This window comes from Bacillus infantis (genome assembly GCF_050107595.1).
Taxonomy (GTDB): Bacteria; Bacillota; Bacilli; order Bacillales; family Cytobacillaceae; genus Bacillus_AB; species Bacillus_AB infantis_C.
Genome location: NZ_JBNILH010000014.1, coordinates 77,077 through 89,040, shown reverse-complemented (window position 1 = coordinate 89,040; position 11,964 = coordinate 77,077). Strand labels below are relative to the sequence as shown.

Sequence of the window (11,964 nt, the reverse complement as noted above, 5' to 3'; positions counted from 1 at the left end):
CGCTGACTTCAGGGAGCAAGCTCCCATCCGTCCGCTCGACTTGCATGTATTAGGCACGCCGCCAGCGTTCGTCCTGAGCCAGGATCAAACTCTCCATATAAGAGTAAGATTTAGCTCTGATAAAAAATCAAGATTAACGTTGACGTTTTTGTTCGTTCAGTTTTCAAAGAACAATCTCTAAAATAAATTGGAGCGGGTGATGGGAATCGAACCCACGACATCAGCTTGGAAGGCTGAGGTTTTACCATTAAACTACACCCGCATATTAAAATCAAAATACTCATGGTCGGGAAGACAGGATTCGAACCTGCGACCCCTTGGTCCCAAACCAAGTGCTCTACCAAGCTGAGCTACTCCCCGTAAAATATGGCGCGCCCGAAAGGAGTCGAACCCATAACCTTCTGATCCGTAGTCAGACGCTCTATCCAATTGAGCTACGGGCGCATATTTTCAATTGCTCTATTCAAGAAGCAACTTTTATATCTTATCACAACCGAACTTGGTTGTCAATAAGTTTTTTTGGTGCGGCCGAGAGGACTTGAACCTCCACGGGGTTAACCCCCACTAGGCCCTCAACCTAGCGCGTCTGCCATTCCGCCACGACCGCACATTATAAGTGACAGCAATATTTAGTATATCAGGTAACCAGCTGAATATCAACTGGTAAATAATGCTGATGCGGGTGAAGGGAGTCGAACCCCCACGCCTTGCGGCGCCAGATCCTAAGTCTGGTGCGTCTGCCAATTCCGCCACACCCGCATATAGAAAATAAATGGTGAGCCATGAAGGACTCGAACCTTCGACCCTCTGATTAAAAGTCAGATGCTCTACCGACTGAGCTAATGGCTCAAAAAAATGGCTGGGCTAGCTGGATTCGAACCAACGCATGACGGAGTCAAAGTCCGTTGCCTTACCGCTTGGCTATAGCCCAATATCTTTTTGAGAAAAATGGCGGTCCCGACGGGAATCGAACCCGCGATCTCCTGCGTGACAGGCAGGCATGTTAACCGCTACACCACGGGACCATTTTTTAATAATAGGAAACGATATATTACAAGTGACCCCTACGGGATTCGAACCCGTGTTACCGCCGTGAAAGGGCGGTGTCTTAACCGCTTGACCAAGGGGCCATAATTGAGCCAGGTTGTATCTGGCGGAGAAGGAGGGATTTGAACCCTCGCGCCGGTTGCCCGACCTACACCCTTAGCAGGGGCGCCTCTTCAGCCACTTGAGTACTTCCCCATATGGCTCCGCAGGCAGGATTCGAACCTGCGACCGTTCGGTTAACAGCCGAATGCTCTACCACTGAGCTACTGCGGAATGTCTTTAACATCTTATCGACTCTTACTATTATAAGAACCCAGAACCCAAAAGTCAACTATGTTTTTTAAAAAAACTAATAGGACTATTTTAGACCTGATCCAGCTTGAATTCTCCTGACTTCACGAGCCTTCCTCTGCACTTTCCGCATACATATTTCGAGGTATTGATCGACCGCCTTCTCCTATAGAGCTGGCCGCAGCCTGAGCAGGTATAGGCAATCATTTTTGCTGCCTTCCTCTTTGGCCTGTCAGGTAAAGCGGAGCAAAATCTTGGTGCACCCACTTGTTCTAGCAGCAATCTGAAATCCTTGTCTTTGTGCTGATATCCTTTCCCCTCCAGATGGAGGTGATAATGGCATAATTCATGCTTGATGATGCCGATCAGCTCTTCTTTTCCCAGCTGATCGAGATAACTTCTATTTATATCAATATTATGGGTGCTTAAAATATATCTGCCTCCGGTTGTCCGCAGACGCGGGTTAAAATACGCTTTGTGCCGGAATGGCTTTTGAAAATATTCATCTGAAATCCTTTCGGTCAGCAGTTGGAGTTCCTGATCGTTCATTCCTTTGTATCCTTTCTTGTTATGCCCTTTTTACTTTGTTTTATTAGCACCTCGGGTTCACGTGACAACCTTACCCTGCATAGGCTATATATACAGATTTTACTACAGGAGGGTTCCTATGCCTACTTGGTTTCAAAATCAGATTCAGCGTGCATTCCTGGAGAAAAACCGATACCAGATTAAACTGCTGAACCAGTGCTGGTATTTCTATAGAAAGAAACACCTGCAATGAATTATTAAGAAAAGCGCAAGCGCCTTGGTCACCCTAAAGGAACGCTGACTATAACGCCATGTCCTGCGGCAACGTCTGTTACCCATCCCAGGGGCAAAAAAGGGGGAGCGCATACTAGACACTCCCCCTTTCTATCAATGATTATTGATCAGAGAGCATGGTCAGAGCGACTCTTCCCTTTTGGCTGTCAATGCTGTCAACCCACACTGTCACCACATCTCCCACCGATACAACATCCAGTGGATGCTTAACAAATTGTTTCCGCAGCTTTGATATATGGACAAGCCCGTCCTGCTTTACGCCGATATCGACAAAAGCGCCAAAATCAACCACATTCCTGACTGTTCCCTGAAGCTCCATGCCAGGCTTTAAATCTTCCAGCTTTAAAACATCTGACTTAAGGATAGGCTTAGCGAGATCATCACGGGGATCTCTCGCAGGGCTCCTGAGAGCATCAATGATGTCCTTCAGTGTCAGTTCACCTGTAGCAAGCTCTGCCGCGGTTTGTTTAATATCAATTCCGGCAAGTGCTGCTTTCAGCTCTTCTGATCCAATATCAGCTGTTTTAAATCCAAGCCTGGCCAAAAGCTTGACCGCATCCTGATAGCTTTCAGGGTGGATGCTTGTACTGTCAAGCGGCTCCTTTCCACCCGAAATGCGCAAAAAGCCAATAGCTTGCTCATAGGTTTTGGCTCCCAGTCTGGGAATCTTTTTCAGCTGGACCCTTGATAAGAATTTCCCTTCTTCCTCCCTTTTCTTAACAATATTATTGGCAACTGTCTTTGATAAGCCTGCCACATACTGCAAGAGAGAAGATGAGGCTGTATTTACATTGACGCCGACCTGATTTACGGCGGTTTCGACGACGAATGTAAGGGACTCACTCAGCCTTTTTTGAGATACATCATGCTGGTATTGGCCCACTCCAACTGATTTGGGATCAATTTTAACCAGCTCAGCCAATGGATCCTGCAGGCGGCGGGCAATGGATACAGCACTGCGTTCTTCCACCTGGAAATTCGGAAATTCTTCCCTGGCAAGGTCAGATGCTGAATAAATACTCGCTCCGGCTTCGTTGACGATAATATAATAAATATCGCCGCTGAGTTCCTTCAGGATATCAGCAATGAATTGCTCGGTTTCCCTTGATGCTGTACCATTGCCGATTGCTACCATTTCAACTTTGAAAGTTTTAATGATTTGCTTTACTTTCTCTTTTGCATCCTTTGTTTTAGAGACCGGGGGATGAGGATAGATAACACCAATGTCCATTACCTTTCCCGTCTCATCAACAACTGCCAGCTTGCAGCCTGTCCGGTATGCCGGGTCTACCCCAAGTACAACCTTTCCTTTAAGAGGCGGCTGAAGCAGGAGGTTCCTTAAATTTTCCGAGAAGATATGGATGGCCTGTTCTTCTGCCTTCTCCGTCAGTTCATTCCGGATTTCCCGCTCGATGGACGGCTGGATCAGCCTTTTATATCCATCCTCAATCGCTTCGCTGACCGGTACAGCTGAGGGGGAAGAAGGATTCTTGATCCATTTTTTCTTCAAATAATTCTGCATCATATCTATATTCGGCCGGATGGCCGCTCTGAGTATATCCTCTTTTTCCCCGCGGTTTACGGCCAATACCCTGTGAGGAACGATTTTGCTGATCGGCTCCTCATATTCGTAATACATTTCATAGACCTTTTTCTCATCATTGCCTGCATCTTTTACAGAAGTTTCAATTTTGCCGCTCTTGAAGGTTTCCCTTCTGATCCATTTTCTGCTTTCCGGATCATCAGACACCATTTCGGCAATGATATCCTTGGCACCAGCAATGGCTTCCTCAGCTGTATTCACTGCCTTTTCCTCAGAAATAAATGCAGCCGCTTTTTCTTCAACCGGTTCTCTAGTGAACGCAAGCATCCATTCAGCAAATGGCTCAAGCCCTTTTTCCTTGGCCTGGGTAGCCTTTGTCCTGCGCTTCTGCTTATAAGGGCGATACAGATCCTCTACCTCCTGCAATTTAACCGCTTTCCCGATTTGAGCAGCAAGCTCTGGCGTCAGCTTTCCCTGTTCTTCTATCGTCCTCAGTACTTCTTCCTTTCGCTGTTCAAGATTCTGTATGTATTGCCATCTTTCCATAATGTCCCGGATCTGCACCTCATCCAATGCTCCTGTCTGCTCTTTCCGGTACCGGGCAATAAAAGGAACCGTATTGCCATCCTCCAGCAGGCTGATAACACTTTTCACCTGTTTGCTGTTTATCTCCAATTCAGCTGACACGAGCTTTAACATCTCTTCCTGTTTATGCGCAATCTTCTCCAAATCCAATCCCCCACAACCTTCAATTTACTACTATTTTATCAAATGTATCGAAGTTTCCCAAACGAACATTAGCGCAAGTGACCTGATCACCCTTATGGAACGCAGACTAAGAACGCCACGTCCTGTGGCAGCGTCCGCATGATCCCGGCGCTGCTGCTGGACGTTGATCAAGACTTGATCATGATCCACAAGTCTTACAATTTATAAATTCCTTAACAAAAAGAAAAAGCCGGCTCTCATTAGAGCAGGCTCCCAATAATAAAGGTTGAATCATCAGTGCTGTTTGAATATTTGCTTTTAATTTCTTCGGCAATACAATCAATCGGCATAAAGCTTTTTAGCAGTGATTTTACTCCGCTGATATTAAAGCCATCCGAATGAATAAGAAATTTTGATTTAGCTTCATAATTGAACCGCTGAGTATTGAAAACCTGCGGCCTTCCGGACAGATAGCCTGTTACTGGGAGCGGATACGTCAATTTGCCTGCTGCTGAATACAAAAAGAATCTGATATTCCCGACACAGCTATATACAAATTCTTTATTGATAAGATCAACCTTGAATACCGAAACAGCCGCTCCCCTTTTCTGAACCAGCACTTTATTGCACAGCTTCATAAGGGTATCAACATCTTCCTGATGGTTTTCTTCTACCACCCGGATGACAGCAGAAGATGCTTCATGGGCATATTGGCCGCTTCCCAGTCCATCTGCCAGGACACAGATAAAGTATTCCTCTGTTGCTGTAAAAAAATAGCCATCCCCACATTGGGATTTTCCTTCTTTTGCTGTCTGATGAGCGAGGACCTCAAGATTATCTTTGACAATATGCGTCATGAAAGGCACTCCGAGTTATTGCTTTCAGCATTGATCGCTTCCTGGAGCTTTTTAATGGCCCTTCTCTGCAGCCTTGACACATGCATTTGGGAAATCCCAAGCTTGTCGCCGGCATCTTTTTGGCTCATATTCTCCAGATAGGTGTATTGAATGATTTGTTTTTCACGGTCTGTCAGGACATGGAGCACTCTTTCAAGTACCATCCGCTGATTGACCTTTTCGAATCCTTCATCCACATTACCTACAATATCTAAAAGGGTAACCGTTCCGCCATCAGAATCGGCTTCAATGGAGTGATCGACAGAAAGGGCCTGATAGCTCTTGCCCATTTCCATTGCTTCCAGTACTTCTTCTTCAGAGACCCCAATTTCATCCGCTATTTCATCGACCCTTGGTGAACGGTGGAGCTGGGTCGTCAGTTCTTCGACCGTTGTCTTAATCTTCGGCCCCAATTCCTTTATCCGGCGAGGTACATGAACACTCCATGTTTTATCGCGCAGGAATCGCTTGATTTCCCCGATAATCGTCGGGACAGCAAAAGCTTCAAAGCTTTTCCCGAAGGTTTCATCATAGCGGCGTATGGCCCCCAGCAGGCCAATGATTCCCACTTGTGCGATATCCTCATGATAAGAGCGTCCCTTTGAGTACTTCCTGGCTATTGTCTCAACCAGGGCTTTATAGTTTCTTACCAGTATCTCCTGGGCTTCTTCATCCTGGTTTTCCTGGTAGGCTTTGATTAATTCGTTTATTTCTTCTTTGGATCTCTGGTTAGGTTGAGATTGTTTCTGCATCCCTCTCCACCTGCTCTCCTTCCAGGTACTTGGTCATAAAGACCGTCACACCCTCTTTATGATGGATTCTAACCTCGTCCATCAATGTTTCGATCAAGTAAAGGCCCAGTCCTCCTTCACGCAGAAATTCGACAGAATCCGTTTGATCATAGGGACCGATGCCTTCGCGTGCAGATTGGAAGTCAAAGCTTTTACCGCTGTCAGCCACCATTACCTCGAGACGGTCGTTATATAGGCCAAAGCCAATAACCACTTCACCTTTTTCGCTCGTTTTATAAGCATGCTGCACAGCGTTTGTGCAAGCTTCACTTGTCGCGATCTTCAAATCTTCTATTTCATCATAAGAAAATCCCATTCGGCTTGCAATGCCTGACAATGTCAGCCGGATAACTCCGACAAATTCAGGCTTGGCCGGAATTTTCATTTCTAAGTAATCAAACGGTTGACTCATTGTACCCCACCCTCAATCTGGCTGTTAATATCAATAATATCGGCTAGGCCCGTAATTTCGAACAGTCTTTTCAGACGTTCAGAAAGGCCGACAATCTGAAACTTGCCATTGTTGGAGCGTACATTTTTGAAAACCCCGACAAAAACGCCTAATCCTGTACTGTCCATATAAGATACTTCCGAAAGGTCCACAACCATTTCAACTGCCTCTTTTTCAGAAAGCGGGAATAATGATTCTCTTAGCTTCGGAGCCGTATATGCATCAATTTCTCCGCTGATTTTAGCTTGTACCAGTGTATCATTCTCTTTCAAATCTATCGTAATATTCATAACTAGACCCCACCTCTTAACATGTCAATTGCTCTTACCTTATACCCGGCGCGATGAGACGCTAAACATTCCTTTTTAATATTATTAATGTAAAATCATCACGCAATTGAAAATGCTGAAGCTTTTCAAGTTCTTTATAAATATTTGTGACTATCTCCTGGGCGCTGAGATGGATGTATTTGCGTATATATCCAATCAGCGTATCTTTTTCAATAAAGCCCTCATCTGTCCGGCACTCAGTCACCCCATCAGACATGAGCACGATCATGTCCCCGGGATGAACCTCCTTCTCGAACTGCTTATACTTCGTCCGTTTGTCGACCCCGAGCAGCAGCCCTTTGGCAGTCGTCTCGCTGAATTCATCTTTTTCAGCATTATAATAGAAACCGGGTTCATGGCCTGCAGACGCGTAATGGAAAAGATGGCTTTCCGTATTGTACATTCCGTAGAACATGGTAATGAACATGCTCGGGTCGACGTTCTGCTCTACAACCCTGTTCAGGTTCTCAAGCACACTGCTTGGCTCATGGCGGTTTTCCGGCAGGCTGTCCATGGCATATTTGATCATTGACATGCACAGGGCCGCTGGAATCCCTTTGCCGATGACATCGGCAATGGCGATGCTTATGTTATTATGCTCATCCTGAACAAAATGATAATAGTCCCCGTTCATATGTTTTGCCGGAACACTGATTGCCCCAATGTCAAGGGAATCGACAGCAGGTACGCTCGTGCCGAGCAGTGTCTGCTGGACGTTCGCGGCAATTTCCATTTCGGACCTCAATTCTTCCTGTTTATGCCTTAAGCTCTGGTGCTCACGGTAAGCAAGTCCGTAGCCGATCATCACTTCAAGCAGTACATCAAAGGAATGAAGTACATTTTCGGGAAGCTCAGGATAAATTTCAAACAGAAGACTTTTGTGAAGACTGATGATTTCCTCTGGTGATATTTTATGTTCAATGGATTTTCTACTGAATTTTTGACCTTGATACAGAGTCTGTTCTGACTGGTCTTTTAAATAATTCTCTAGAATATCCCGATACTTTGATTCCATCATTTCTCGGAAATCCATAATGCCTCCCCCTAACGAAGCCATTTAGTCGCTCTTATATCTGTACCGTCTCCAGGCGATGAGTTGATGTAGAATTCGTCCATCAATCTCTTAACTCCAGGCAGACCGGCTCCCAGTCCGCCGGAGGTAGAGAACCCATCCTCCATGACTTGGCGCATATCATTTATTCCAGGGCCGCTGTCCACTGCTACGATCTGCAATCCCGCTTTGCCGCCGTCATAAATTTTCTCTATACATATTTGACCTTGTCCGGCATATAAATATATATTCCTGGCCAGTTCACTGATGGCCGTCGTAATACGGGCCTGGTCCACTGTACCGAACCCAAGCTCCTTTGCAACATTGCGCCCCAGCTGGCGTGCTGCTACGATGTCCCATTCATTAATGATTTTTACGCAGGATTGGATACCCATACAGTTTAATCCCCCAATTCCTGTTGAAGTTTCTCCAAACCTTTTTCTAGATCTAATGCAGTAAGGACATCATCTAACCCTATGCCTAATTCGATTAGCGTAATAGCTACAGCTGGCTGTATACCGGTAATGACGACTTTTGCACCCATCAGTTTGGACATGTTTATAACGTCGCCAAGGACCTTGGCAATAAAAGAATCGATAAAGTCAATGGATGTTAAGTCTATAACAACCCCGTTTGCACTCGTTTCATGGATCTTATGAAGCAAGTCTTCCTGAAACTGAAGTGCTGTCTGGTCATCAAGCTCCCATTGAATGGACACTAGCAGACAGTCATGCAATTTTAATATAGGTATTCTCACTGTTCTCCCTCCACAGCTACAATTTTACGGCTAGTCAGCTCAAGTGCTGCTTCAATTCCCTTTTTCAATGTGTTCTTCGTTGTAAATTGATTCAGGTCGATCCCCAGATTCACGATGGTCTGGGCAATTTCAGGCCTGATCCCGACAAGCATGCACTTGGCGCCCACCAGGCGGACGGCATCTGCTGCCTGGATGATATGATGCGCCACCATTGTATCCACGACAGGCACACCTGTTATATCTATTAAAACCACTTCCGATCGATGTTTGACCACTCCATTCAGGAGATTCTCCATGATTTGCTTTGCACGTTCCGTATCTATGGTGCCCACCAGGGGCATTACAGTAATACCTTCAAAAACAGGGATTAATGGAGCAGACAGCTCTTGAAGGGCGATTTTCTGCAGGGAGACGGTTCTTTCCCAGGTCGAGGAATACATATCGACAATTTCATTGGAGACAGGCGTCATCCAGCTCTCAAAATCCTTGACGATATCCAGCTGGTTCTCAGGTGTAATCAGCCCTTCCTCCTGCATTCCATCAGAAACGATTTTTCCGAAGGTCTGCAGCCCTTTTGTCACAAAACTAAGCGGCCACCCAAGCCTGACTACTTTTTCGGCAAAATCGGACAGCTTGGAGGCGAACTCCTCATTCGTCCCCTTTATATTCGATATGATCAAATCGATGAACTCATAGCTCGTACCTGTAAAAACCTGGTCTGAAACTACGCGTGTCACCCGTTCATCCGCGTTTTCCTTCGTGCTGCTAACCCATTCCTTGAAGATCTCATCTTTTCGAGCTTGAATATAATCCAAAACCTTTTTATCCATTTGATCCTCCCCATTTTAACATACAAATATTTCTAAAGATGGAGTTACCCGGCACTTGTAAACCAAATTTAAAAATGTAAACAAAAAATATATATATACCATTTAATGATAACAGTTAGGCACAGTCAAATAAAACCTCTAAGTATTGGAACTAGAAGAAAGACTTTTAATTATACCCGTTTTCCGGATGATTAAACCTTTGCAATCCTTCCTGTCCCGCAAAAAAAAGACATAATAAAAGACAAGCAACACACATGCTTGTCCTCAGCAGATACACAATATTAAGTAGGTTAAAATTTGATATGTACCCGAGATAAAGCAAATCCTTTATCTCTTGGTTTTCCGGAAGACACAGCGAAATCTGTGTGTTATAAAAAGACACCCCTGAAAGAGCGTGTGTGCTTATAACTAGAATTCAATAAGACCCAAGCTTATTTGCAAAGCTTCATCCACTTTTTCCATCATTTCGTCATCGAGATGGGTTATCTTATCGGTTAAGCGTTGTTTATCAATTGTACGAATTTGTTCCAACAGAATGACAGAGTCTCGTTCAAAACCGTAACGCTTCGCATCAATTTCAACGTGAGTAGGCAGCTTAGCTTTTTGAATTTGGGCTGTAATGGCTGCAACTATTACTGTGGGACTGAACCGATTCCCGATGTCGTTTTGGATGACAAGTACTGGACGTACGCCGCCTTGTTCTGAACCAACAACTGGGGATAGGTCTGCAAAATAAACGTCGCCACGTTTGACAATCAAAGGATTATCCTCCGCTTACTAGACGTTCAACTGTGTGTTCTGCCTCATATTCCGCTTGGAATGCCTCAGATGCAATCGTCAGATTAATTTTTGCCATTTCCATGTAGCCTCTTCTCATCGACTCACGAATTTGTCTCTTCTTCCGCTCACGCAAATACATTTTCGTTGCCTGATAAATGAATTCGCTCCGATTGACATTCTCCTGCTTAACAAAGCTTTCTAACTCGGTTAAAAGATGCTGCGGTAACTTTACCATGATCTCTGTTGTTGCGCTGGACTCAGACACAAACATACACCTCCACCATCACTACACACCATTTTTTATCTCTACCATTTTTTATATTACCATTATTCAGCTGCTGTGCAAAGGACTAATCAGCAATTCCTCTGTATTATCGGCCAAAAAAATATCCTTTTATGCATTAATACGCATTTATTTCCTGAAATATGAATGAAATGGCTGAGCTGGAACGGGATAAGCAGGGATATCCCCCGCTCACAGCCTGCTCTGCCTGCCAAGAAGCGGGTTATTCAGATCCACAGTCTTTTCTTCCTGCTTATATACGCGCGGCACCCGGCTGGAGATCATGCAGGTGACCTCATAATTAATGGTCTCAAGCTTTGCCGCAATTTCATTGACTGAAATCATACTGCCTTCCTGCACACCTATCAGGGTCGCGGCTGTTCCAGACTCCACCTCGTATGGCAGGCGTATCATGCATTGATCCATACAGATCCGTCCGACAATGGGGACTCTCCTCCCGTTCACCAGCACTTCCTGTCCCTGCAGCCTGCGGATCCAGCCGTCGGCATAACCGATCGGGAGGGTGCCTATCCATTCGTCGCCTTCTGCTTCATAGGTGGAGCCATAGCTGACTTTATCCCCTTTTTGGAGCTTCTTCACGTGCACGATCCTGGCATGAAGCGAGAAAGCCTCCTTTAGCGGGAATGGAAGCTCATGCTCAATTTCGGGCGATGGGGTGAGGCCGTACATGCTGATTCCCATCCTGACGGCATTAAAGCGGGCTTCAGGATATCTGAGCGAAGCAGCACTGTTGCTGGTATGGACAATCTCCGGCACCTCGCCGAGCCACGACAGCATTTCCCTGAATCGGCTGAGCTGCTCCTGGAAATAGGAATCGTCCAGCTCATCCGCTGTTGCAAAGTGGGTGTAGATGCCTTGCAGTTCAAAGGCATCCTCCCGCCCGGCAAGCTTTTCAATGGCAAGCAGCTCGGCCTTCTCCCTTACGCCGATCCGCCCCATTCCGGTATCAAGCTTTACGTGAAAAGCCAGTTTTTTCCCTTTCAGACAAGAGAGTGCCTTCTCGAGCCAGCTTTCCTGGAAAACAGTCAGGGTTATGTCCGCAGATGCAGCCAGGGGTGCATCCTCAGGCCTGCTGGCACCTAATACCAGAATCGGGGCCTCAATTCCCCTCTGCCTGAGGGAAAGAGCTTCATCCATAAAAGCAACAGCCAGGCAGTCCGCCCCAGCCTCAAGGGCCGCCCTGGCAGCCTGGAAATCTCCATGCCCGTATCCGTTTGCTTTCACCACAGCAAAGAGCTTCACATCTCCAGGAAGAAGCTTCTTCATTGATTTCACATTTTCTTTTATATGATCAAGATTTATTTCAGCCCATGTATCCCGGTAAAAACCTGTGGGATAGTCCATTACAACTCACGTCCTTTTCC

General features: G+C 45.7%; 14 protein-coding genes, 11 tRNA genes and 1 rRNA gene. 1 reads left to right on the top strand and 25 read right to left on the bottom strand.

The genetic code is table 11. The features are described 5' to 3' along the window. From ACQCVH_RS23100 to ACQCVH_RS23040, 13 genes are all read right to left on the bottom strand, one after another. Positions 1-100 (bottom strand): 16S ribosomal RNA (locus ACQCVH_RS23100); the annotation flags it as partial. 88 nt (positions 101-188) lie between these two features. After that, a tRNA-Gly gene (locus tag ACQCVH_RS23095) sits at positions 189-262 on the bottom strand. A 21-nt stretch (positions 263-283) separates the two neighbouring features. Continuing rightward, positions 284-360 (bottom strand) — tRNA-Pro (locus ACQCVH_RS23090). A 7-nt stretch (positions 361-367) separates the two neighbouring features. Continuing rightward, positions 368-444: transfer RNA gene (locus ACQCVH_RS23085), tRNA-Arg, on the bottom strand. A gap of 76 nt (positions 445-520) precedes the next feature. Next, positions 521-607: transfer RNA gene (locus tag ACQCVH_RS23080), tRNA-Leu, on the bottom strand. 70 nt (positions 608-677) lie between these two features. Further along, positions 678-759, bottom strand: a tRNA-Leu gene (locus ACQCVH_RS23075). A 14-nt stretch (positions 760-773) separates the two neighbouring features. Then, positions 774-849 (bottom strand) — tRNA-Lys (locus tag ACQCVH_RS23070). Positions 850-856: 7 nt separating this feature from the next. Further along, positions 857-931, bottom strand: a tRNA-Gln gene (locus tag ACQCVH_RS23065). 18 nt (positions 932-949) lie between these two features. Beyond that, positions 950-1,025 (bottom strand) — tRNA-Asp (locus ACQCVH_RS23060). A 33-nt stretch (positions 1,026-1,058) separates the two neighbouring features. Beyond that, positions 1,059-1,130, bottom strand: a tRNA-Glu gene (locus tag ACQCVH_RS23055). A gap of 21 nt (positions 1,131-1,151) precedes the next feature. Beyond that, positions 1,152-1,242 (bottom strand) — tRNA-Ser (locus tag ACQCVH_RS23050). A 3-nt stretch (positions 1,243-1,245) separates the two neighbouring features. Continuing rightward, positions 1,246-1,320: transfer RNA gene (locus tag ACQCVH_RS23045), tRNA-Asn, on the bottom strand. A gap of 90 nt (positions 1,321-1,410) precedes the next feature. Further along, the gene (locus ACQCVH_RS23040) at positions 1,411-1,887 is read right to left on the bottom strand and encodes a SprT family protein (RefSeq protein ID WP_426837926.1); all 477 of its coding nucleotides are present in this window, start codon (positions 1,885-1,887) and stop codon (positions 1,411-1,413) included. A gap of 118 nt (positions 1,888-2,005) precedes the next feature. Here ACQCVH_RS23040 and cmpA point away from each other — a divergent pair, with 118 nt between their 5' ends. Next, positions 2,006-2,119, top strand: coding sequence for a cortex morphogenetic protein CmpA (cmpA, locus tag ACQCVH_RS23035; RefSeq protein ID WP_009795797.1), 114 nt, complete (start codon positions 2,006-2,008; stop codon positions 2,117-2,119). Between the two features lie 141 nt (positions 2,120-2,260). Here the strand turns inward: cmpA and ACQCVH_RS23030 are convergent, their stop codons facing one another. From ACQCVH_RS23030 to alr, 12 genes are all read right to left on the bottom strand, one after another. Continuing rightward, on the bottom strand, positions 2,261-4,402 hold the full coding sequence (locus ACQCVH_RS23030; RefSeq protein WP_426837935.1) for a Tex family protein: 2,142 nt from the start codon (positions 4,400-4,402) through the stop codon (positions 2,261-2,263). 269 nt (positions 4,403-4,671) lie between these two features. After that, on the bottom strand, positions 4,672-5,268 hold the full coding sequence (locus ACQCVH_RS23025) for a PP2C family serine/threonine-protein phosphatase (RefSeq protein WP_426837924.1): 597 nt from the start codon (positions 5,266-5,268) through the stop codon (positions 4,672-4,674). Beyond that, positions 5,265-6,059 (bottom strand): RNA polymerase sigma factor SigB, encoded by a 795-nt coding sequence (gene sigB, locus ACQCVH_RS23020; RefSeq protein WP_009795794.1) that lies wholly within the window; start codon positions 6,057-6,059, stop codon positions 5,265-5,267. Before sigB ends, ACQCVH_RS23025 begins: the two co-directional genes overlap by 4 nt. Then, positions 6,037-6,510 carry an anti-sigma B factor RsbW gene (gene rsbW, locus ACQCVH_RS23015; protein WP_101552667.1) on the bottom strand — a complete coding sequence of 158 codons (474 nt, stop codon included), beginning with the start codon at positions 6,508-6,510 and terminating at the stop codon, positions 6,037-6,039. Before rsbW ends, sigB begins: the two co-directional genes overlap by 23 nt. Then, positions 6,507-6,839, bottom strand: a complete 333-nt coding sequence (locus ACQCVH_RS23010) for an anti-sigma factor antagonist (RefSeq protein WP_009795792.1) — start codon at positions 6,837-6,839, stop codon at positions 6,507-6,509. Before ACQCVH_RS23010 ends, rsbW begins: the two co-directional genes overlap by 4 nt. Before the next feature lie 61 nt (positions 6,840-6,900). After that, positions 6,901-7,911 (bottom strand): PP2C family protein-serine/threonine phosphatase, encoded by a 1,011-nt coding sequence (locus ACQCVH_RS23005; RefSeq protein ID WP_148976795.1) that lies wholly within the window; start codon positions 7,909-7,911, stop codon positions 6,901-6,903. A gap of 11 nt (positions 7,912-7,922) precedes the next feature. After that, positions 7,923-8,324, bottom strand: coding sequence for an anti-sigma regulatory factor (locus tag ACQCVH_RS23000; protein WP_148976796.1), 402 nt, complete (start codon positions 8,322-8,324; stop codon positions 7,923-7,925). A 5-nt stretch (positions 8,325-8,329) separates the two neighbouring features. Then, a complete protein-coding gene (locus ACQCVH_RS22995; RefSeq protein ID WP_009795789.1) occupies positions 8,330-8,686 on the bottom strand; it encodes an STAS domain-containing protein in 357 nt (118 codons plus the stop codon). Beyond that, positions 8,683-9,516, bottom strand: a complete 834-nt coding sequence (locus tag ACQCVH_RS22990) for an RsbT co-antagonist protein RsbRA (RefSeq protein ID WP_426837923.1) — start codon at positions 9,514-9,516, stop codon at positions 8,683-8,685. The genes ACQCVH_RS22995 and ACQCVH_RS22990 overlap by 4 nt, the downstream gene beginning before the upstream one ends. A gap of 408 nt (positions 9,517-9,924) precedes the next feature. Beyond that, the gene (gene ndoA, locus ACQCVH_RS22985) at positions 9,925-10,275 is read right to left on the bottom strand and encodes a type II toxin-antitoxin system endoribonuclease NdoA (RefSeq protein ID WP_009795787.1); all 351 of its coding nucleotides are present in this window, start codon (positions 10,273-10,275) and stop codon (positions 9,925-9,927) included. 4 nt (positions 10,276-10,279) lie between these two features. Beyond that, complete coding sequence (locus tag ACQCVH_RS22980) at positions 10,280-10,561, bottom strand: CopG family ribbon-helix-helix protein (RefSeq protein ID WP_009795786.1); 282 nt, start codon at positions 10,559-10,561, stop codon at positions 10,280-10,282. Between the two features lie 210 nt (positions 10,562-10,771). Then, positions 10,772-11,944: an alanine racemase gene (alr, locus tag ACQCVH_RS22975; protein ID WP_426837922.1), complete on the bottom strand. Its 1,173-nt coding sequence runs from the start codon at positions 11,942-11,944 to the stop codon at positions 10,772-10,774. Positions 11,945-11,964 lie beyond the last annotated feature (20 nt).